Source organism: Asticcacaulis sp., from assembly GCF_047605585.1.
In the GTDB taxonomy this organism is placed as follows: domain Bacteria; phylum Pseudomonadota; class Alphaproteobacteria; order Caulobacterales; family Caulobacteraceae; genus Asticcacaulis.
The window spans coordinates 574,531-596,497 of sequence record NZ_JASGFK010000002.1 but is presented as its reverse complement, the minus strand read 5'-3'; the positions used below and the strand labels follow the sequence as shown (position 1 = coordinate 596,497).

The following is a 21,967-nucleotide window of genomic DNA, read 5'->3' as shown; positions in this document are numbered from 1 at the left end:
CCTCAATTGATCCGTAAAAAGCCTTGCTCACGCAGGGCTTTTTTATTGCCCAGAAGCCCAGCCAGAAGACAAGACCATGACCACTGCCCTGCTCATTATCGATGTTCAGAACGCCATACTGGACGGCAAGTCCACGCCGGAACGCGAGTCCTCTACGCGCCGGGCACTTGATGCCACCGTCCAGCGTCTGGCAGCCGTGCAGGCCAGGGCACGGCAAGCCAGTGTCCCGGTTATCCTGATCCAGCACGACGGGGAGATGGGCCATCGCCTGGAACGCGGTACGGACGGCTGGGATTTACGGCCCGAAATCGCGCCGCAGGACGGCGATCTTGTCGTTCACAAGCGTTTCAGTGACAGCTTCTTTGAGACCCGTCTGCACGCGCAACTCGTCAGGCTCGGTATCGAACACCTGGCCATCGGGGGCTGCATGACGCAATTTTGCGTCGATACCACTGTTCGTCGCGCCGTCTCTATGGGATATAATGTCACCCTGCTAAGCGACGGGCACACGACAGCCGATGCGAATGGCCTTGGTTTCGACCAGATTGTCACGCATCACAATCACCTGCTCGACGGCTTTGAGGCAGGACAGACTTTCGTCAGACTGGCGGCCTGCGAGGATATGGCCTTCGAATGTGGGATGACATGAGAACAGGACAGGTATTGGCATTGGGGCTGCTGCTCCTGCTTCCGATAGCGACTTCAGGCGCTCAGGCGACAGAATACAGCCTCCCGTCGCGCCCCTTCGATTCCTATGTACTGCAGGACGTGCATATCGAGCCTTACAAACGCCCGCTGTTCGTTTTCGGCTACATCACCAATTGGGTGGTGATCCCGGTCAGCAAGGCCGGGTATGCCCGTGATAACGTCCACACCATCTATACCGACAAGAACCAGATACTGCCAAGACCCGGTCAAACCTGCAGCATCACCTACCATACCAGCTTCACCGATGGCGCTACCACGCCTTTCGGCGATGTGCGCGTACCCAACAAGATCATGGATAGCTTCGCCTGCAAGGCCGCCTAAGGTCTTGAACCTTATTGCTTTCTGATATGCAGCCGGTATTGATAGGGCGTTCCGCCGGATTCGCCGCCCTTGACTGATTTCACGCTCGACGACCTGATCAACTGCTATCGCACCGGCATATTTCCTATGTCGGACGCGCGCGACGACGAATATCTGTTTCTGGTCGATCCGCCGATACGCGGCGTCCTGCCGCTCGACGGCTTTCACGTCTCTTCACGCCTGGCGCGCACCGTCCGGCAGGACGGCTACAGCGTCCGTATCGATACCGCCTTTACCCAGATGATCGAACTATGCGCCGAAGAAGCGCAGAACCGCACCTCGACCTGGATCAGCCATTCAATCCAGGCTCTGTATCAGGCCCTGTTCGCGCGCGGCCTGGCGCACAGCATAGAGGTCTGGGACCAGGATACCCTGCTGGGCGGACTTTACGGTGTTTCGATCGGCGGCGCCTTTTTCGGTGAAAGCATGGTGTCGCGCGCCCGCGATGTCTCTAAGATCGCCCTGGTCCATCTGGTGGCGCGCCTGAAGGCGGGCGGCTTCACCCTGCTCGACTGTCAGTTCCAGACCGACCACCTGAGTCAGTTCGGAGTCGTCGAACTGCCCAAGGCCGACTATCTGAAAAAGCTGGAAGCGGCCATCGACCTGAAAGCCGATTTCTATACCCTGCCGCGCATGGTCAGCGGACAGATGGTTATGTCGCTGGTGAGGAACTGACGGGCAGCGGCTGGCGACAGCCGATCACCCAGGCGTCGTAGACCGCATGCTGGATCGGGTTCAGGCTCGGCGTCGAGGCATAGGTCCAGCCGCGGAAGATTTCCTTCGACTTGGTCGCCGGCGAGGTATTGGTGGCCGCCACCGGATTGGTGCGCACGCGGATATAGGCCATGACATCGCCCATCGCCTCGTCATCGGCTGCCGTTTCACAGGCCTTAACCGTATAGATCAGGCCCTTGTAGCGGATAGGCTTGCCCAGGGGGGCCTCGAAACGCACGCTTTCGGCCGTGACCTTGTCCAGAGCCTCGATGATCGCCACGCCGTAACGCGGACGTTTCTTCGGTGCATAGCTTTCCGGACTCTCGCTCGAAGATGAAGAGGCCGCCGCCTTGGCGGGCGCATCGGCTTCGGCCATGCTGGCGGAATTATCCGGCACATAGGGGTGCAGCTCACCCGGCGTCGCCTGGTCGGTCGCAGGCGCTACCGGGGCCGTATCCGCCGGCTTGGACTTCTTTTTCTCGGGTACGTAAGGCTTATACTGCACACCATCGACATAATAGGGCTGCGGATCGTAATCCGCATTATCGACATAGTGTGGCGCATCCGAGGTGCTGTTGCGGTCAGGCGGTGGCGTCTGGGCGGAAGCCGGAATGACCATGCACGCCGCGACCGCCGCCAGTAAAGCCCAACCCGAAACGGAGACGCGCTTCATCAAAATTCCTAGGGCTTCCAGGCTTCGTAATCGCCGGTCGTGGGGGCGCGTTCGGCCTCGGCATTCAGAGAGCCTGCGGGGAAACTCGCGAACGGGGTGCCGCTCATGTTCGGCAGGTGCGGCTTTTCCCAGGCCTTGCGGCGCAGCGGTTCATCCGAAGGCGGGGTGTCGTAGATGTAGTGCATCCAGCCGTGCCAATCGGGCGGGATCTTCGAGGCGTCGGCATAGCCCTTGTAGATCACCCAGCGACGCTTACGGCCGGTGTCATAGGTGTTCTTCGCCGTGCGGTCCTCGTAATAACGGTTGCCAAACTCATCCGTGCCGACCAGGCGGCCACGTTTGCCAATGGTGAAGAGCGTGCCGAGCGTGGCGCCGTTCCACCAGGTAAAGGAAGGGGCGAGAAGGTTAAGCAGCCATTGCATCTTGATGTCCTTGCGTGGAGCCTTACCCGCTCCGAAACTCATTTGTTTATACTGAGGCACGCCGCGCAGGTAAAGCAGGTGCCGCAAAATATATCGCGCCGCGCCGTCTTCACGCTTCGTCAACATATTGTGGATGAAACGCGCAAGCTCCACCAGATTTATTGATGTGTGGAAAAATTGACGCTACATCTAGGGTTAATGCCCTGCTAGCCGAGGATAAGGCATGTCGTTTCTGTCACCTGCCCTGCGTGCCCTGATTGCCGAAACCGACCTCGAATGGCGCGAAATCGAACGCGCCAACGGATTTGCCGAGGTTCTGTGCCCCCGTGACCTGACCACGGTCCAGGTCGAGGCCTGGATGGATTGGGCCGATTCGCTGCCGAAAGACCTGCCGGCGGGCGCAATTCCCCATGTCGCCGCACCGGAGCAGGAAGCCTATGATGGTGCCCTGACCGACTATGCCTATCGCCTTTCCCAATGGGGCCTGCGGCTGGGCTACTTCCCGGACGCCAATCTGGCCGGAGATTTCGCCGACGCCCTGGTTGCCGTCCTGGGCTCCGGACTGGCCGCCCCCGCCATCGCCCTGTCATCCGGTCACCGCGTTCATCCGACCGCCGGCGATATCCTGCCGCCTGTGGCTGACAGCCCCCCTCTCTACCTCAACGACCCCGCCGGCCGCGCCATCATAAATCAACTATTGATCAATGCGCGCGCGGCAACTCTGACCAACGGCGCACAGCAAAAACTGGCCGAGGCCCTGAACGACATCACCCATGCCATCGGGCGTTCCGAAGGCGAGCAGCGCGGCAGCCTGAAACACAATCCGGCGCTGGCGCGCGCGGCAGCAAAAGCCCGCCGCCTGGGTGCCTCCGATCTGCTTATCGCCCGCCAGATACAGCTGGGACACACAGCCTCAGCCCTTGAAGGAACTGGCCTGCCGCTCGCCACGGATGCCCGTACCCTGAAGGCCGTGGTAGCGGAGCGCGACCTGCTCAGCGCCGGCGATCCCCACGGTGGCCTGGTGGCCGATGCGGCACTGGAAACCGGCACCGTGCAGGTGGTTTTCGCTCCCCAGGACGCTGAGGCGCTGGAAAACCAGAACTTCGCGGCGCGCGCGGCAATCCATATAGAGCGCTTCTTCCCGGAAGAGGGCGATTTCGCCGCCGAGGCCTTTGTCGATCTTATCAGTCTGTGGGTTCTGGCGCTCGATATCGACGCCGCCACCGGCTACAGCGCCACACAGGAAGCCAGTCTGCGCCGCAGCACCGCGCGACCGCTGGCCCTCACCCTGGCCGGCCTGAGCGAAGCGATCACGGGCCGGGGCTTGAGCCTGAATGATCCGGCCGGGCAGGATCTGGCAGTGCATCTGTTTGCCCTGCTGGAAGCCGCCGCCGCCCATGCCTCGGCCTCGATCGCCAGCCAGCTGGGCACCTATGCGTCATTTGCCGTCGACAAGGCCGAGCAGACCGACCGCCTGAGCCAGCGGCTCTATGCCATCACGGCGCTGAAAGGCTATCCGGATCTGAAATCGCCGGCGCTCGACCTGATCCAGAAGGCGCTGAAGCTGTGCAAGATCACAGGTCTGCGCAACAGCCAGGTGACCGCGCTGTTTGACGATCCGGAACTAGCGCTGCGCCTGGGCACGTCCCTGGGCCTTTCATCCGGCGATCTGCTCACCGTTATGGAGGCCGAAGACGGCGTCTACGTGCCGGTCATAAAGGCCAGTGTCATCAATGGTCTGCAGGTCATTTCTCAGGACTGGGGCGAGGTTCGCCGGCTGGTACTGGGCAGCCGCAGCCTAGCCGACGCGCCGCATATCAATGTCGCCACCCTGAAGTCGAAAGGCCTGAGCGAGGTGGAGATACATCGGCTGGAAGCCGCCCTGCTCACTACCTCGTCACTCACGGCGGCCTTTTCTCCGGCCTATATCGATGCCGCCTTTATCCAGGATATCTGGGGTCTGAGCGAACAGGTCACCTCCGATCCGGCATTCAGCCTTCTTCAGGTCATGGGCTTTACGGCAGCCGAAATCGCCGAGGCTGACCGGCATATTTACGGCAATCGCGATCCGGAAGCGTTAAAGAGCCTGTCTGAAGCCGCCTATGGTCTGCTGGCGCCGACCAGCCGGAAATCGCTGATCAGGCTGCGCCAGACGATCGAATCCCTCATCGATGCGCCAATTACCTCGCCTTTCGAACTAGCCTGGGATCAGAGCGTGCCGGAGGTATTGAAGCTCTACTCCCTGGCTGCCAGTTCGGGCCTGCGGGCCGTTGGCGTGCGCCGCGCTGAACCACCGCTCGGATTCGCGCTCGATATTCCCGATGTCGAAGAGGCGCCGAGGAAACCGGAACCGATCTCCGAAAAACCGGCGCCGCGCGTCATCGAGAAGATCGTCGAGCGCGAACGGTCGCGCACCAAGCTGCCGGACCGCCGCAAGGGCTATATCCAGAAGGCGGGCGTGGGCGGTCACAAAGTCTATATCCACACTGGCGAGTACGAGGATGGCTCGATCGGTGAAATCTTCATCGACATGCACAAGGAAGGCGCCGCCTTCCGCTCGCTAATGAACAATTTCGCCATCGCCATCTCCATCGGCCTGCAATATGGCGTGCCGCTGGAGGAATTCGTCGACGCCTTTGTCTTCACGCGCTTCGAACCAGCCGGCCCGGTCACCGGCAATGACCGCGTGAAATCAGCGACCTCGATCCTCGACTATATCTTCCGCGAACTGGCGATTTCCTATCTCGACCGCAACGACCTGTCCAATGCCGATCCGGACGAATTGAATGCCGATGGCCTGGGCCAGGCCTATTTCCACGGTGAACGGATAGCGGAAAATGAGGATGCGCCCACCGACGCCATGCCGGCCTCGCAGCTCATTTCTAAGGGCTTCGCGCGCGGCACGGCCACGGATAATCTCGTCGTAGTGCCGTTCAACAGCCGCCGAAAAGCCGAACCGGTTAACCCGATATTGGAGACCTCCGATATAGAGAAGCGCTGAGGGGGTCTAAATAGTGGCCCCACCCTTGCTGGTTTTCCGGCAAAATCAGCTGAGGTGTCCTCTTATGAAACGTCTTGTCCTGGCCCTATTGGCCACCGCTTTTATCGGCGCGCCCGCCATGGCGCAGAACGCCACCCAGGTTTCCAGCGCGCAAAATGGCGCCAGCTGCCCGCGCTGCAATCTGTTCCAGGCCGACTTCAACAACCGTACCCTGAAGAACAAGAACTTCGCCGGCGCGCGTCTGCGTCAATCCGACATGGGCCTGGGCATATTCAACGGCACGAACTTCTCAGGTGCCGATCTGCGTGACATCAATGCCTCCGCCGCCCTGTTCGGCCGGGTCAATTTCGCCGGCGCCAACCTGACCAATGCCAATTTCGTCGGCGCCTATCTGGAACATGCCGATTTCCGCGGCGCTATCCTGACCGGCGTGAACTTCTCCGGTGCCGAAATGGGATCAGCCACGGGCCTGACCCAGCGTCAGATGGACCAGACCTGTGGTGACCGGTCGACAGAACTGCCACGCGGCTTACGTATCCCCGTGTGCGTCGTTCACTAAATTTATGGGGTTTGGGGCCTATAGCCCCAAGTCTTTCAATATCAAAGAAAAAGCCTGGCTTTAGAGCCAGGCTTTTTCTTTAGATATCAGAAGGTTTGCGGGGTCCCAAGATATGCTCTTTGACCCCAAACCCCATTAGCTTACCTTGATCGGCAGCTGTGTGCGGATGTGCAGTTCCTTCAGCTGCTTGTCCAATACGTCCGAAGGCGCGCTCATCATCACGTCCTGGCCCTGCTGGTTCAGCGGGAAGGCGATAACCTCGCGTATCGCCGTCTGGCCGGCCAGCAGCATGACGATGCGGTCGATACCCGGAGCCAGACCACCGTGCGGCGGCGCGCCGTACTTGAAGGCGTTCAGCATGCCGCCAAACTGGCTTTCGACGAAGGCCTCGTCATAACCGGCGATCTCGAAGGCCTTCAGCATGATGTCCTGCTTGTGGTTCCGGATCGCGCCTGAACACAGTTCGTAACCGTTGCAGACGATGTCATACTGATAGGCCAGGATATCGAGCGGATCCTTACTGACCAGTGCATCCATCTCGCCCTGCGGCATCGAGAACGGGTTGTGCGAGAAGTCGACCTTCTTTTCGTCTTCGTTGTACTCGAACATCGGGAAATCGACGATCCAGCAGAACTTGAACTGGTCTTCATCGACCAGGTTCAGATCGGTGCCGACCTTGGTGCGCGCGCTGCCTGCGAACTTGTAGAAGACCTTGGGGTCGCCGGCCACGAAGAAGGCGGCATCGCCCTGGCCGAGGCCAAGCTGGCCCATGACGGCGGCGGTGCCTTCCTGGCCGAGGTTCTTGGCGATCGGGCCGCCCCAGCCGCCCTGATCTTCGGACCAGAAGATATAGCCCAGACCCGGCTGACCTTCGCCCTGCGCCCAGGAATTCATGCGGTCGCAGAAAGCGCGCGAACCGCCCTTCGGCGCCGGAATGCCCCAGACGGCATTGGCCGGGTTTTCGAGGATACGGGCGAACAGGCCGAAGCCACCGCCACGGAACTTGTCCGAGACGTCCTGCATCTCGATCGGGTTGCGCAGGTCTGGCTTGTCCGAGCCGTACTTGGCGATCGACTCGCGATAGGGAATACGCACGAACGGATAGCTTGAGACGCGCTTGCCTTCGCCGAACTCGGTGAAAAGGCCGTGCATCAGGGGCTCGATGGCCGCGAACACGTCTTCCTGGGTCACGAAGCTCATCTCGACGTCGAGCTGGTAGAATTCCAGCGAACGGTCGGCGCGCAGGTCTTCATCACGGAAACACGGCGCGATCTGGAAATAACGGTCGAAACCGGACACCATCAACAGTTGCTTGAACTGCTGCGGTGCCTGCGGCAGGGCGTAGAACTTGCCGGCATGAAGGCGCGACGGCACGAGAAAGTCGCGCGCGCCTTCCGGCGAAGAAGCCGTCAGGATGGGGGTCTGGTATTCGAGGAAGGCCTGGTCGACCATGCGCTGACGGATCGAGTGGATCACCTTCGAACGCAGGACGATGTTCTTGTGCAGGGTCTCGCGGCGCAGGTCGAGGAAGCGGTTCTTCAGGCGGATTTCTTCCGGATATTCCGGCTCGCCAAAGACCGGCAGCGGCAGTTCGGCGGCTTCCGACAGGACTTCGACCTCACCGACATAAACCTCAACCTCACCCGTAGGCAGGTTAGCATTCTTCGTCGCTTCATCGCGCGCTACAACCTTGCCATCGACACGGATCACGCTTTCGGCGCGCAGGCGTTCGACCTTGGCGAAGCCGGGCGAAGAGGGATCGAAGACCAGCTGGGTCAGGCCGTAATGGTCGCGCAGGTCGATGAACAGCAGGCCGCCGTGGTCGCGCTTGCGGTGAATCCAGCCCGACAGGCGGGTTTGCGTGCCGGCGTCAGAGGCGCGCAGGGCGCCGCAGGTATGGGAGCGATAGATGTGCATGTATAAGCCGATAAGCTAAGAATTTCGTTGCGCCGTAGGGCACATGATGCGACCGCAAAGTCAAGCTTTTTGCCGCATTTTGTATCATGCGCCAGACTGATTTTACTCACAATTCGTCCCCGGATTATCTCATTCACGGTCATTGTCATCGACGGTCTGCGCTTCTACATTAGACGTATGTCCCTGCAACTGCCTCTCGATCTGGAAACCGGCGATCCCTACAGCCGCGATCAGTTCATCGCCACCACGGAACTGGCGGCGCTACTGGGTGTACTGTTGCATCCAGGGCAATGGCTGAGCCCGCACCTGATCCTGCTGGGGCCGGCCGGCAGCGGCAAGACCCATCTGGGTCATATCTTCGCCAGCCAGACGCAAGGCCGTTTCCTGGCCGCCGAAGATACCTTCACGCTCGATCCGGCGTCTCTTGAGTCCTTGCCCTATGTGGTCGACGATGCAGAACAGGCTTCGGAAGACACCCTGTTCCACCTCTGCAACCACGTTCACAAGTCCGGGCAACAGCTTGTTTTACTGACGGAAAATCAGCCCATTTCCTGGGATGTCAAACTGCCAGATCTGGCCAGCCGGCTGAACGCCATGCGCATCCTCTCCCTGCCTGAGCCCGACGAAGACCTGCTGATCGCCATACTGAACAAGCTGTTCGCCCAGCGCGCCATCTCGCCCTCGCCAGATTTTATCGACTATATCGCCCGCCGGATGGACCGCTCGGTCAGCGCGGCGCAAAAAATTGTCACAGAACTGGAGCATTATGCCAATGGACGTGCGTTCAATCGCGCCCTGGCCAAGTCCTTTTTCGATCACGAAGCGGATTTGTCCGGTGACGCCTCTGTAACAACGTTCGATAATTTGCGATAATTGGATGGGATCGGCAGATTTTTTAGGCTTTTGCGCTAGACTGCCGTAACACCCCGATTCCCTTGATGAAGCGACCGATATGACCGATTCGAACCTGGCCCTGGACACGACCTCCGCCCCTTCCGCGCCGGAGTCCGGTCTGGATGTGCCGGCGAACGCCCATGCCCGGTTCGATTTCAGCCCGGATGTGCCGCTCGATCCTTCGCTCTACATCAACCGCGAACTGAGCTGGCTGGCCTTCAACCAGCGTGTCATCGAGGAAGCCAAGAACCCACGCCACCCCTTGCTGGAACGCCTGCGCTTCCTGTCGATCTCGGCCAATAACCTCGATGAATTCTACATGGTGCGCGTCGCCGGCCTGCAGGGCCAGGTGCGCGAAGGCGTGCGCGTGTTGTCGGTGGATGGCCACACGCCGCAAGAACAGCTGGAGATGGTCAACAGCGCCGCCAGCGAACTGATGAACCGCCAGCAAACCATCTGGTCCAGCATCCGCAACCAGTTACAGGATAACGGCCTGAACCTGCTGGCTCCCAAGGACGTCAACAAGACCGACATGGCCTGGCTGGAAAAGCTCTATGAAAGCCAGCTTTTCCCGGTGCTCACCCCACTGGCCATCGATCCGGCCCACCCCTTCCCGTTCATTCCGAACCTCGGCTTCTCGATTGTCCTCAAGCTGCTGCGTCGCAAGGACAACAAGACCATGTACGCCCTGGTGCCGATCCCCACCGGCGTGAAGCGTTTCTGGGAGGTTGAATCAACGGTACGCAAGCCGGGCGACACAACGGCCGGGCCAATCCGCCGTAAGTTCATTTCGCTGGAAAATTTCGTCTCCCTGTTCTTGCACCAGCTCTTCCCCGGCTTTGACATCGTCTCGCGCGGCCTGTTCCGCATCCTGCGCGATTCCGATATCGAGATGGAAGAAGAAGCCGAAGACCTGGTGCGCGAGTTCGAGGCCCTGATCAAGCAGCGCCGCCTGGGTTCAGTCGTCCGCGTCGAAATCGATTCGACCATGCCGGAAGACCTGCGCAGTTTCATTATCGGCCATCTGCACGCCGCGCCGGAAGATATCGTCAATGTGACCGGCATCCTCGGCATGGCCGAGGTATCGCAGCTGATCCCGCGCGACCGCAACGACCTGAAGTTCAAACCGTTCGAACCGCGCTTCCCGGAACGCATCCGTGACAATGGCGGTGATGTTTTTGGCGCCATCCGCGAAAAGGACATCCTGGTCCATCATCCGTTCGAATCGTTCGATGCCGTGGTGCAGTTCCTGCGTCAGGCGGCGCGCGATCCCAATGTCATCGCCATCAAGCAGACGCTTTACCGCACCTCGAAGGACAGTCCCATCGTGGCGGCCCTGATCGAGGCCGCCGAACAGGGCAAGAATGTCACTGCCCTGGTCGAGATCAAGGCGCGCTTCGATGAAGAGGCCAACCTGCGCTGGGCCCGCGCCATGGAACGCGCCGGCGTTCACGTCGTCTACGGTTTCGTCGAGTACAAAACCCACGCCAAGCTGTCGGTCGTGGTGCGTCGCGAGGGCGAATCCTTGCGTACCTACTGCCACTTCGGCACCGGCAACTACCACCCGATCACCGCCAAGATCTATACAGACCTGTCGCTGTTCACCGCCAATCCGGAATTGGGCCGTGACGCCATGCGCGTCTTCAACTTCATCACCGGCTATGCCAGACCGGAGATGATGGAGAAGCTTTACTTCTCGCCTGTTACCTTAAAACCGGGCATTATACACCTGATCGATCAGGAAATTATCAATGCCAAGGCTGGCAAGCCAGCGCAGATCTGGGCCAAGCTGAACGCGCTCGTCGATTCGACCGTGATCAAGAAGCTTTACGAGGCCAGCCAGGCCGGGGTGCAGATCGATCTCGTCATTCGCGGCATCTGCTGCCTGCGTCCGGGCGTGCCGGGTGTTTCGGAAAACATCCGCGTCAAATCCATCGTCGGCCGCTTCCTCGAACACGCCCGCATCGTCTGCTTCGCCAATGGCCACGCCATGCCTTCGGACCAGGCTCGTGTCTTCATTTCCAGCGCCGACTGGATGAGCCGTAATCTCGATCGCCGCGTCGAAACCCTGATCCCGATCGAAAATCCGACCGTCCATCGTCAGGTGCTCGACCAGATCATGGTCGCCAACCTGAACGACGAGGCGCAAAGCTGGTATCTGCAATCGGACGGTAGCTATAACCGCACGGACGCCAGTCACCTCGACAAGCCCTTCTCTGCGCATGATTATTTCATGACCAATCCGTCGCTTTCGGGCCGCGGCCGGGGCGTCAAGGATCTACCGCAGGCGTTCGACCATATCGGCGCGCGCAAATAAAATCCGTAACCCTGATCCTTCACCCAAAGCCTTCACAATGAAGTCAGTCGCAACCGGATAATGCGACTGGTAAAACCGCGCCAAACGGGTTAGCGAGGATTTGTCTCGGGCGTTTCTGCGGGAAAGCGACATCTTGAACTACAATACCGCTGTCATCGATATTGGCTCCAATTCTGTCCGTCTGGTGATCTATCGCGTCGAAGGACGTTCGATCTGGCCCGTCTTCAATGAAAAGGTTCTGGCGGGGCTCGGTCGCGAACTGAAGGTCACCGGCAGCCTGCACAAGGGCGGCATGAAGGAAAGCCTGATCGCCCTGCGCCGTTTCAAGGCCATTCTGGAATCCTTTGAGCTGAAGGATATCCATGTCGTCGCCACTGCGGCGATCCGCGATGCTGTGGACGGTCCCGATTTCGTCGCCACCATACTGGAAACGACCGGTTTCCAGGTCAGGGTCCTGAGCGGTGCGGAGGAAGCCCACTATTCGGCCATGGGTGTGAAGTGCGGCCATCTCGATGCCCAGGGCGTGGTCGGCGATCTCGGCGGCTCGAGCCTGGAACTGGTCAATCTCGACACCAGCAGCGAAAGCGCCCAGCGCGGGGTCACCCTGCCGCTTGGCCCCTTTGCGCTGGGCGCGCCCAAGCCTATTGAACCTGAAGCGACCTACCGGCAGATCTGCGACCGGCTCGAGCCGTTGCAAGGGCGCTTCAACAACAAGCAGTTCCATGCTGTGGGTGGCGCCTGGCGTAACCTCGCCCTGATCTGGATGCAGAAGCAGAACTATCCGCTCCAGGTCATCCAGCAGTTCGAACTGCCGGCGCGCGAAGCCCTGTCGATCGCCAAGCTGATCGCCAGCCAGTCACCCTCCTCGCTGGAAAAACTGCCGGGTGTTTCCAAGCGACGGCTGGAAAATATCGGCTATGCCGCCCTGGTGCTGCAAGGCCTGATCGAGGTTCTGCATTTCGAAACCCTGTGCTTCTCGGCCTTTGGTCTGCGCGAAGGCCTGCTCTTCGAGGCGCTGGAAGCGCCTCTGCGCCAGGAAGATCCGCTGATCGCCGGCTGCGCCTCGCTGGGCCACCGCCTGGGCATCAATGACGATCTCGGTCCGGCCCTGGCCGACTGGGCGCTGGAATTCTATGACAGCGCCAATATGGCCCTGATCGACCGGCCGGACACCCGGCTGATCCGCGCCGCCGCCAAGCTTTCCGATATCGGCGCGCGCCTCCACCCCGATCATCGCGCCGATCTTGCCTGCGACCAGGTGCTGCGTGCCCCCATTCCGGGGCAGAACCACCAGGAACGCGTCTTCCTTGCCTGCACCCTCTATACCCGTTACAGCGGCGATCCCTATACCAAGGAGCCGGTTCTGATCAGCCGTATTCTCGGCGAGGAGGCCTTGAAACAGGCGACGCAACTAGGCCTGCTGCTGCGCCTTGGCTGCGACCTGTCGGCCAAATCCGCCAAGCTGTTGAGCCTCGCCCATATCCGCCAGCACGAACTGCAACTCATCCTCAGCGCCAAGACCGGCTGGGAAGACCTCTTGCTCGGCGAGCAGACCCGACGCCGGGCGCGTTCCCTCGCCCAGGCGCTCAAGCTCAATCTGAACATTATATCTTATTAGGCTTGCCAAGTTCGCGCGTAGAGGGTTTTCTGCGTTAACCATTCGCAGGAGCCGGTTATGAAATCCGTTGCCATTACAGTTGTCTGCGCGTCTCTTATTACCCTTCCCGCCAGCGCCACACCGCTGCCTTCCGATATAGCCCTGGCCTACAAGGCCGCCGGCATGGTGCAGAAAGACGGTCACTGGACCGGCTGTCCCGATGATGACAACGGCATGGCCGATATCCAGCCCGAGGATTATCGCGACATTAATGGCGACGGCATTGCCGATGTGGTGATCACCGACAGCGGCACCTTCTGTTACGGAATGACCGGCCAGGGCTTCAGCCTGCTGAGCAAGGCCTCGGGCAAGTGGCAGCTCATCTATACCAGCGAAGGCATACCGACCTTTCTGCCGACGAAGGTGAAGACGCCCGGCGGCTGGCCGGACGTCATGATCGGCGGGCCAGGCTTCTGCTTCCCTGTGATGCGCTGGAACGGCAAGACCTATGTACAGAACCGTAAACAGGCAGACAGTGGCGGTAGCTGTTAATCCAGCTCGACCAGCTCAACTTTAGTGCCGTTCAGCACCAAAGCCAGCTCGCCACGCTTCAGACGCAGGGCATCATCACCGAAAACCGTCCGACGCCAGCCTTGCAGCGCCGGCACCGACGCCTTGTCATCGAGCGCGATCTTTTCCAGATCGGCCACTGTGGCGATCAGCTTCGGCGCCACGCCTTCTTCCTCGCAGCGGATGCGCAGCAGGACCTTCAGCAGTTCGACCACCGAGGCCGGTACCTGAACCGGCGGCGCGCTCTTTTCCACCTTGGGCGCGAAGGCTTCCGGGTTTTTCAGCACTGTGCGGATGATTTCCGCGAGATCGAGTCCGAACTTGGAGGCACCAAAGCCCTTGGAGGTCGAACGCAGATGATCGAAGGCCGCCGGATCGGTCGGCAGCTGGGTGGCGATTTCGTCGACCCCTTCGTCCTTCATGATGCGACCGCGCGGCATATCGCGCTCCTGCGCCATGCGTTCGCGCCAGGCCGCGACCTGCGAGAAGACGGCCATGTACTTGACCGAATGCTTGCGCGGCTTCAGCCGGCGCCAGGCGTCGTCCGGATTGGTGGAATAGAGGCCGGGCGCCGTCAGCGCCTTCATTTCCTCGGAAACCCATTCCAGGCGCCCCTGGCGTTCCAGACGGTCGCGCAGCTTGGGGAACAGCTTGGCCAGGTGCGTCACGTCACCCAAAGCATATTGCAACTGCTGCTCGGAAAGCGGCCGGCGTGCCCAGTCGGTAAAGCGCGAGCCTTTGTCGATATCGATCTTCAGTTTCTGGCGCACCAGCGAATCATAGGCCACCTGATCGCCGTAACCAGCGGCCATGGCGGCGACCTGGGTATCGAAGACAGGCGTGGGCATGATGCCGAGATTGACGAAGATTTCCATGTCCTGTCGGCAGGCATGAAAGACCTTCAATATGCTTTCATCGGCTAGAATGTCGAGAAAAGGCTTTAAATCCAGTTCTTTGGCCAGCGGATCGATGATCGCGGCGTGGTCTTCGCTGGCCGCCTGGATCAGGCAGAGCTTCGGCCAGTAGGTCGTCTCGCGCATGAATTCGGTATCGACCGTGATGAACGGGGCGGATTTTATCGCTTCACAAAAGGCGATCAGGTCATTGGTATTTGTAATTGGCGTCATTTTGTAGTTATAGCAAACCCGAATGGCCCCGCTACAGGGCAAAGTGATCACAGGAATTTATTTATGTCCGAACCCGGCTCAAAAAATGGCTTAACCTATGCGGCTTCCGGAGTCGATATCGATGCCGGCGAAGCCCTGGTCGATGCCATCAAGCCGTTGGCCAAATCCACCCGCCGCCCGGGTGCCGAGGCCTCGCTCGGCGGTTTCGGCGCCCTGTTCGACCTGCGCGCCGCCGGTTATGACGATCCGCTGATCGTCACCACGACCGACGGGGTCGGCACCAAGCTCAAGATCGCCATCGAGACTCACCGCCACGACACGGTCGGCATCGACCTCGTCGCCATGTGCGTCAACGACCTGCTGGCCCAGGGCGCGGAACCGCTGATGTTCCTCGACTATTACGCCACGTCGAAGCTCGACGTCGATACCGCCAAGCGTGTCGTTGCCGGCATCGCCGAGGGCTGCAAGCGCGCCGGCTGTGCGCTGGTCGGTGGTGAAACCGCCGAAATGCCCGGCATGTATGGCAATGACGATTATGATCTTGCCGGTTTCTCGGTCGGCGCCGTCGATCGCAACAAGGTTCTGCCGCGGATGGACGATATGCGCGAGGGCGATGTCATCATCGGCCTGGCCTCTTCCGGCCCGCACTCCAACGGCTATTCTCTGATCCGCAAGGTGGTCGAAGTCTCCGGCCTGTCATGGGCCTCGGATGCGCCATTCGCCAAGGGCCTCTCCCTGGCCCAGGCCCTGCTGGAGCCGACTCGGATCTATATCAAGACGGTCCTGCCGCTGATGAAATCAGGGCTGGTCAAGGGCGGCGCCCACATCACCGGCGGCGGCCTGATCGAAAACCCGGATCGCGCCGTACCGGACCACCTGACCGCCACCTTCGATTTCGACAGCTGGGAGTTCCCGCCGGTGTTCGAATGGCTGATGCAGACCGGTGGCATCGAGAAGCATGAGATGCTGCGCACCTTCAACTGTGGCGTCGGTTTCGTGCTCTATGTCGCACCGAAAGATGCCGATGCGGTGCTGGCGGCCCTGCTCAATGCCGGCGAGGATGCCTTTGTTGTCGGTCAACTGGCAACAAAATAATGAAGAAGACCAAGGCGGCTATCTTTATCTCCGGCCGTGGCTCCAACATGATGGCGCTGGTCGAGGCAGCAAAGGCGGCGGATTTTCCGGCCGAGTTTGTGCTGGCCGTTTCCAACGACCCCAATGCCAGCGGTCTGGAATGGGCAGCGGCGCATGGGCTGAAGACCTTCGCCCTCGATCACAAGCCATTCGGCAAGGATCGCGAGGCGCATGAACGCCTAATCGATGCCGAGCTGCGCGGCAATGGCATCGAGTTCATCTGCCTGGCCGGTTACATGCGCGTATTGACGCCCTGGCTGGTGCAGCAATGGGCTGGCAAGATGATCAATATCCATCCGGCTCTTTTGCCGGAATTCAAAGGGCTGCATACCCATGAGCGTGCGCTTGACGCCGGTGTGCTGGAGCATGGCGCGACCGTGCACTGGGTGACGCCGGGTGTTGATGAGGGCGAGATCATTGCCCAAGCACGGGTGCCGGTTCTGGAAGGTGATACGGCAGATATGCTGGCCACGCGCGTTCTGGCCGAGGAGCACAGGCTGTATGCGGAGGCGGTGCGCCTCGTACTCAAACCGTAATGGGGCGTGGGGTCCGTGACCCCACAAACCTTGCCTGATTCAAAATAAAAACCCGGCCCTTCTAGGGGCCGGGTTTTTATTTTGAAAGAGATAAGACTTGGGGCCACAGGCCCCAAACCCCATTCGTTTTAGCCGACGATATCGGCATCCGTGAAGAACTGCGCGATTTCAATCGCGGCGTTCTCGTCCGAATCCGAACCGTGGACCGAGTTCTCACCGATCGACAGGGCGAACAGCTTGCGCAGCGTGCCTTCGGCAGCCTGTTCCGGGTTGGTGGCGCCCATGACTTCACGGTACTTCGGCACGGCGTTGTCGGCTTCCAGAACCTGAACGACGACCGGCTCGGCGGTCATCTGGCCGACCAGCTCACCGAAGAAAGGACGCTCCTTGTGGACGCCATAGAACTGCTCGGCTTGCGCCTGCGACAGCTTCACGCGGCGCTGGGCGACGATGCGCAGGCCGGCGGCTTCGATGACGGCGTTGATCGCGCCGGTCAGGTTGCGGCGTGTGGCGTCGGGCTTGATGATCGAGAAAGTACGGGACATGGGAAGTTCCAATTTTGTTTGGCTTTAAAGTTGCGCTGGCTTATAGCGACACCCGACGCATTCGCCAACCCGTATTTTCTAAAGTTTTTAAGTCACATGCTGCAGATTACCAACCTGGTCTATGATGCCTATGGCCGCCGCTTTTTCGATGGCGCCAATCTGACCCTGACACCCGGCACCAAGGCGGGCCTGGTAGGTCTGAATGGCGTCGGCAAATCGACCCTGTTCGGCCTTATTCTCGGCAAGTCGCAGCCCGGCGGCGGTGAAATTACCACACCGAAATCATGGCGCATCGCCAGCGTAGACCAGGAAATCGCCGCCTCCCCCAAGCACCTGATCGATGAGGTGCTCGATCTCGACGTGCGCCGCCGCGATCTGCTGCGTGCGCTGGAAACCGCCGATCCGATGCACCAGGCGGAAATCCATCACGATCTCTACGCCATCGGCGCTGATCGCGCGCCCGCCAAGGCGGCCGAAATCCTGTCCGGTCTGGGCTTTTCCAATGCCGATCTGACCCGTCCGATCTCCGATTTTTCCGGCGGCTGGCGGATGCGCGCAGCCCTTGCCGGTGCCCTGCTGGCCGAGCCCGACCTGCTGCTGCTCGACGAACCGACCAACTATCTCGACCTTGAAGGCGCCCTGTGGCTGGAAGCCCGCCTGAAGCGCTATCCCAATGCCGCCCTGATGATCTCGCACGATCGCGACCTGCTCAATGAATCGGTCGATGCCATTGTCCATGTCGTCGGCCAGCGTCTCGATTATTACAGCGGCAATTACGACACTTATGAACGCATGCGCGCTGAGAAGGCCCGCTTGAACGCCGCCAATGCCGCCAAGCAGGAGGCCGAGCGCGCCCACCTGCAGGCCTTCGTCGATCGCTTCCGCGCCAAGGCCTCCAAGGCCTCCCAGGCGCAATCACGCATGAAAAAGCTGGAAAAGCTGCCGCCCATTTCCGCCTCGATCGAGGATCGCGTGGCGCCATTTATCCTGCCGTCACCGGAAAAGCAGCTTTCGCCACCCATCCTGCGCCTGGAAGACGCCAGCGTCGGCTATGGCGACACCGTCATCCTGCGCCACATGAACATCCGCCTCGATCCCGATGATCGCATTGGGGTTTTGGGCGTCAACGGTGCCGGTAAATCGACCTTCGCCAAGCTGCTGGCCGGCGCCCTTACCGAGAGCCACGGCACGCAATGGCGCGACCGCCGCATGACCGTGGCCTGGTTCCACCAGCACCAGATCGAGGCGATGGACCCGGAAGATACACCGCTGGAAATGATCCGCCGCGCCCGCCCGGACGAGACCGAAGCCAAGCGTCGTTCGCGCCTGGGCTCGTTCGGCATGACGGCCACCAAGGTCGAGACCAAGGTCAAGGACCTCAGCGGTGGCGAACGCGCGCGCCTGCTGCTCAACATAGTGGCCATGGATGCCCCGCACCTGCTGATCCTCGACGAACCGACCAACCACCTGGATATCGACAGCCGCCGCGCTCTGCTCGATGCGCTCAATGACTATGAAGGTGCCGTCCTGATCATCACCCACGACCGCTCACTGGTCGAACTGGTGGCGGACAAGCTGTGGCTGGTCAATGACGGCACGGTGAAGACCTATACCGGCACCATGGACGATTATGCCAAACTGGTCATCGAACGCGCCAAGACGGCGACGCGCGAAGAAGCGCAAGCTGCGGCGAAGGACAAGCCGGCCAATGTCAACACCAAGGAAGCCCGTAAGGCCGCCGCGGCCGCGCGCAACGCCCTTGCGCCGCTGAAGAAGAAAGCTGACGACCTGGAACGTCAGATCGAAGCGACCGGCAATCAGATTAAGCTGCTTGACCTGAAACTGGGCGATCCCGATCTTTATGTGAAGAACCAGCCGCTCGCCATAAGCCTCGGAAAAGACAAGGCCAAGCTGGAAGAAAAACTCGTCGCACTCGAAGGCGAATGGATGGAAGCGGCGGAAATCTACGAAACCGCCAAGGTCGAAGCCGGCATCTGATAACGGTCACATCTTCGCGATTGCTGTCCGGTTTCGCTTTGCGCCCATAAGTCACAGGCGTAAAATATGACCGCGCACGCAATTGTGCGCTTTCGCTTTAAGCCCCAAGGGGGGCTCAACATGACTGTCGAAAACATTTTACCGTGGGTGGCCCTGGCCGCCGGCGTTTTTGTGCTGTGCGCTATATTCCTTGTCTCCGGCGCTGTCCGTTATGTCGGCAACAGCCGGGTCGCCATTGTCGAAAAGCTGTGGTCATCTTCTGGTTCCATCAAGGGCGGACTGATCGCCCTGAAGGGTGAGGCCGGTTTTCAGCCGACCGTCCTGCGCGGCGGTTTCCACTTCTTTTTCCCGTTTCAGTTTCGTCTGCATATCCAGCCGCTGGTGACCATCCCACAGGGCCAGGTCGGCTACGTCTTCGCGCGTGACGGCGCGCCCCTGCCTTCTACCCAGACGCTGGCGCGCAATGTCGAGGCCACGCTGTTCGAAGATACCCGTCAGTTCCTGGAAGCCGGTGGCCAGAAAGGGCCGCAGCGCAAGATCCTGCGTGAAGGCACATATGCCATCAACCTGGCACAGTTCGTCATTATCGCGCACGACCGCATCTATGGCCTCCAGATGGAGAGCAATGATTCGGCGCTGTTCGATGAAATGAACGGCATCATCGCCTCGCGTGATGGCTTCAACGCCGTCGTCATCAAGGACGGCGAGGACGCCATTGGCGTGGTCACAGTTCACGACGGCCCGTCCCTGCCCGCCGACCAGATCATCGCGCCGACAGTCGGCAACGACCAGGCGGACCTTAAGACCTTCCACAACAACTTTCAGGACCCCGAGGCCTTCCTCGCGGCTGGTGGCAAGCGCGGCCGGCAGCTGCAGGTGCTGGTGGAAGGCTCCTACTTCATCAACCGCCTGTTCGCGACGGTCGAGAAGGTCGCCAAGACGGTGGTCGAAGTCGGTCATGTCGGCGTCGTCGTCTCCTATACCGGCGAACTGGGCGCCGATACCTCCGGCGAGGAATATCGCCACGGCGAACTGGTGACGCGCGGCAATCGCGGGGTGTGGTCGGAGCCGCTCCTGCCCGGCAAGTACGCCTTCAACCCGTACGCCGGCAAGATCCTGATGGTGCCAACCACCAACTTCATCCTGAAATGGGACCAGACCAGCGTCGGACCGCACAAGCTGGATGAAAACCTCTCAGAGGTGTCCCTGATCACCAAGGACGCCTTCGAGCCCATCCTGCCCCTGTCGGTCGTCGTCCATATCGACTATCGCAAGGCGCCACTGGTGGTGCAGCGCTTTGGCGATATCAAGAAACTGGTCGAGCAGACCCTGGACCCCATGGTTTCGGCTTACTTCAAGAACGTCGCACAAACCCGTACGCTTATTCAGCTTTTGCAGGATCGCAGCGATATCCAGCAGACCAGCGCCGTCCAGATGAAGGACAAGTTCTCGGCCTATAGCCTGGAGCTACAGGAGGTGCTGATCGGCACGCCCCGCGCCGCCGAAGGCAATGACCAGATCGAGCAGATCCTCAATCAGTTGCGCCAGCGTCAGTTGGCCGATGAGAAGGTTGGTACCTATGACCGCCAGATGCTGGCGGCGCAGAAGGAACGGGGCTTACGCGAAGCCGAGGCCCAGGCCAAACAGCAGACGGCGATCACCGAATCCGCCCTGTCAATCCAGGTGCAGGAAAACCAAGGCAAGGCCAATCTGGCGCGTTCGCAACAGGAGGCCAACCAGACGCGTACGCTGGCGCAGGCCGAGGCCGACCGCACGCACTTGCTGGGTGAAGGGGAAGCCAAGCGCGTCATCGCCCTGGCCGCCGCTGATGCCGAGCGTGTCACCAAGGTGGGGCTGGCCCAGGCCGAGGCCATCGCAAAACAGGCGGAAGCCTCGGGTGGCGCCAGGTATCAGCTGACGCGTCAGATCGCCGAACGGTTCGCCGAGGCGCTGGAAAAATCGGGGGTCGATATCGTGCCGAAAATCGCTATCGGCGGCAGTACGGGGCAGGATAGCGGCGGCAATCCGCTGCTCAATGCCCTGATGGCCATGCTGGTGGCCGATAAGTCTGGGCTGGATACGGCGCTCGGTTCACCGCCGCCGGAGAAACAGCCAGAATCGGTTAACTGAACGGCCAACAGAAACGAAAGCCGCCATCTTATCGATGGCGGCTTTTTTCATCTGGGGATGGTGAAGTTGACCTTCAGCCCGCCCATTTCGGACGGCTCCAGCCAGATCTCGCCGCCATGCGCCATGATAATCTTGCGCGCCAGAGTCAGGCCCATGCCGACACCGGGATAGACCTCATCGGTATGCAGCTTACGTAGCGGACGGAAGACATCGTCATAGAACATCGGGTCGATACCGATGCCATTGTCGGCGATGCTGAACTCCCAGAAATCGGCCGTCTTGTCACAGCGGATGCGGATGTCCGGCGCCTGGTCGGGCTTGCGGAACTTGATGGCATTGTCGAGCAGGGCGAAGAAGACCGTGTGCATCTGCTGGGCATCGGCCATCACTTCGGGCATGCGCGGATAGTTGAAGTGGCCCTTGGTGGCGTCGAGTTGCGCCTGCAGCTGCATGTAGCAGCGGGCGACGACGATTTCGAGCTCCACCAGGGTACGGTTGCGCGGCACGGTGTTGAGGCGTGAAAAGGACAGCAAGCCCTGGATCATGTCGCCCAGCTTCTGGCCGCTTTCGATGATCAGGTCGAGATGCAGCTGGTCCTCGGCCTTTTCAACGACCGGCAGGCTCTCCTTAAGCAGCTGGGAAAAGGCCACCATCGACCGCACCGGCCCGGCAAGGTCGTGCGAGACGATATAGGCGAAATCCTTGAATTCTTCGGCGGGGTCGGCGGGAGCGGTCATGGTAATGTGTCGGGGTTCCTGCATGGTT

19 protein-coding genes are annotated in these 21,967 nt (G+C 60.5%); 13 read left to right on the top strand and 6 right to left on the bottom strand.

Annotated elements, in window-relative coordinates; genetic code table 11:
• Window positions 1–76: 76 nt before the first annotated feature.
• The 3 genes from QM647_RS08590 to aat all read left to right on the top strand — a co-directional run bounded on the left by QM647_RS08590 (window position 77) and on the right by aat (window position 1,743).
• Window positions 77–649: an isochorismatase family protein gene (locus tag QM647_RS08590; RefSeq protein ID WP_414995094.1), complete on the top strand. Its 573-nt coding sequence runs from the start codon at window positions 77–79 to the stop codon at window positions 647–649.
• Entirely contained in the window at window positions 646–1,029 is a 384-nt protein-coding gene (locus QM647_RS08585; RefSeq protein WP_414995093.1) for a hypothetical protein, read from the top strand. Before QM647_RS08590 ends, QM647_RS08585 begins: the two co-directional genes overlap by 4 nt.
• A 69-nt stretch (window positions 1,030–1,098) precedes the next feature.
• Window positions 1,099–1,743, top strand: coding sequence for a leucyl/phenylalanyl-tRNA--protein transferase (aat, locus tag QM647_RS08580; protein ID WP_414995092.1), 645 nt, complete (start codon window positions 1,099–1,101; stop codon window positions 1,741–1,743).
• Here the strand turns inward: aat and QM647_RS08575 are convergent.
• Both QM647_RS08575 and QM647_RS08570 read right to left on the bottom strand, forming a co-directional pair.
• Complete coding sequence (locus tag QM647_RS08575) at window positions 1,721–2,455, bottom strand: DUF2155 domain-containing protein (protein WP_414995091.1); 735 nt, start codon at window positions 2,453–2,455, stop codon at window positions 1,721–1,723. The genes aat and QM647_RS08575 overlap by 23 nt on opposite strands.
• Window positions 2,456–2,463: 8 nt before the next feature.
• On the bottom strand, window positions 2,464–2,877 hold the full coding sequence (locus QM647_RS08570; protein WP_414995090.1) for an NADH:ubiquinone oxidoreductase subunit NDUFA12: 414 nt from the start codon (window positions 2,875–2,877) through the stop codon (window positions 2,464–2,466).
• A gap of 223 nt (window positions 2,878–3,100) precedes the next feature.
• Here QM647_RS08570 and QM647_RS08565 point away from each other — a divergent pair, with 223 nt between their 5' ends.
• Entirely contained in the window at window positions 3,101–5,878 is a 2,778-nt protein-coding gene (locus QM647_RS08565) for a ribonucleoside-diphosphate reductase (RefSeq protein ID WP_414995089.1), read from the top strand.
• Window positions 5,879–5,942: 64 nt separating this feature from the next.
• Window positions 5,943–6,437 (top strand): pentapeptide repeat-containing protein, encoded by a 495-nt coding sequence (locus QM647_RS08560; RefSeq protein ID WP_414995088.1) that lies wholly within the window; start codon window positions 5,943–5,945, stop codon window positions 6,435–6,437.
• A 135-nt stretch (window positions 6,438–6,572) separates the two neighbouring features.
• Here the strand turns inward: QM647_RS08560 and aspS are convergent, their stop codons facing one another.
• Complete coding sequence (gene aspS, locus QM647_RS08555; protein WP_414995087.1) at window positions 6,573–8,354, bottom strand: aspartate--tRNA ligase; 1,782 nt, start codon at window positions 8,352–8,354, stop codon at window positions 6,573–6,575.
• Between the two features lie 177 nt (window positions 8,355–8,531).
• Between aspS and QM647_RS08550 the strand changes: the two genes are divergently transcribed.
• The 4 genes from QM647_RS08550 (at window position 8,532) to QM647_RS08535 (ending at window position 13,714) form a co-directional block, all read left to right on the top strand.
• Window positions 8,532–9,227: a chromosomal replication initiator DnaA gene (locus QM647_RS08550; RefSeq protein ID WP_414995086.1), complete on the top strand. Its 696-nt coding sequence runs from the start codon at window positions 8,532–8,534 to the stop codon at window positions 9,225–9,227.
• 79 nt (window positions 9,228–9,306) lie between these two features.
• Window positions 9,307–11,565: an RNA degradosome polyphosphate kinase gene (locus QM647_RS08545; protein ID WP_414995085.1), complete on the top strand. Its 2,259-nt coding sequence runs from the start codon at window positions 9,307–9,309 to the stop codon at window positions 11,563–11,565.
• Between the two features lie 133 nt (window positions 11,566–11,698).
• Window positions 11,699–13,183 carry a Ppx/GppA family phosphatase gene (locus tag QM647_RS08540; RefSeq protein ID WP_414995084.1) on the top strand — a complete coding sequence of 495 codons (1,485 nt, stop codon included), beginning with the start codon at window positions 11,699–11,701 and terminating at the stop codon, window positions 13,181–13,183.
• Between the two features lie 57 nt (window positions 13,184–13,240).
• The gene (locus tag QM647_RS08535; RefSeq protein WP_414995083.1) at window positions 13,241–13,714 is read left to right on the top strand and encodes a hypothetical protein; all 474 of its coding nucleotides are present in this window, start codon (window positions 13,241–13,243) and stop codon (window positions 13,712–13,714) included.
• On the opposite strand, the gene rnd is transcribed toward QM647_RS08535, so the two are convergent.
• Window positions 13,711–14,859, bottom strand: a complete 1,149-nt coding sequence (gene rnd / locus QM647_RS08530) for a ribonuclease D (protein ID WP_414995082.1) — start codon at window positions 14,857–14,859, stop codon at window positions 13,711–13,713. The two genes, QM647_RS08535 and rnd, sit on opposite strands and share 4 nt — an antisense overlap.
• A gap of 63 nt (window positions 14,860–14,922) precedes the next feature.
• Here rnd and purM point away from each other — a divergent pair, with 63 nt between their 5' ends.
• Both purM and purN read left to right on the top strand, forming a co-directional pair.
• On the top strand, window positions 14,923–15,954 hold the full coding sequence (purM, locus tag QM647_RS08525; RefSeq protein ID WP_414995081.1) for a phosphoribosylformylglycinamidine cyclo-ligase: 1,032 nt from the start codon (window positions 14,923–14,925) through the stop codon (window positions 15,952–15,954).
• Window positions 15,954–16,529 carry a phosphoribosylglycinamide formyltransferase gene (gene purN, locus QM647_RS08520; protein WP_414995080.1) on the top strand — a complete coding sequence of 192 codons (576 nt, stop codon included), beginning with the start codon at window positions 15,954–15,956 and terminating at the stop codon, window positions 16,527–16,529. Before purM ends, purN begins: the two co-directional genes overlap by 1 nt.
• A gap of 128 nt (window positions 16,530–16,657) precedes the next feature.
• Here the strand turns inward: purN and ndk are convergent, their stop codons facing one another.
• Entirely contained in the window at window positions 16,658–17,074 is a 417-nt protein-coding gene (gene ndk / locus QM647_RS08515; protein WP_414995079.1) for a nucleoside-diphosphate kinase, read from the bottom strand.
• 96 nt (window positions 17,075–17,170) lie between these two features.
• Here ndk and QM647_RS08510 point away from each other — a divergent pair, with 96 nt between their 5' ends.
• A complete protein-coding gene (locus QM647_RS08510; protein WP_414995078.1) occupies window positions 17,171–19,072 on the top strand; it encodes an ABC-F family ATP-binding cassette domain-containing protein in 1,902 nt (633 codons plus the stop codon).
• Between the two features lie 120 nt (window positions 19,073–19,192).
• Window positions 19,193–21,202, top strand: coding sequence for an SPFH domain-containing protein (locus tag QM647_RS08505; RefSeq protein WP_414995077.1), 2,010 nt, complete (start codon window positions 19,193–19,195; stop codon window positions 21,200–21,202).
• Between the two features lie 47 nt (window positions 21,203–21,249).
• On the opposite strand, the gene QM647_RS08500 is transcribed toward QM647_RS08505, so the two are convergent.
• A complete protein-coding gene (locus QM647_RS08500; RefSeq protein ID WP_414995076.1) occupies window positions 21,250–21,963 on the bottom strand; it encodes a sensor histidine kinase in 714 nt (237 codons plus the stop codon).
• Between the last annotated feature and the right edge of the window lie 4 nt (window positions 21,964–21,967).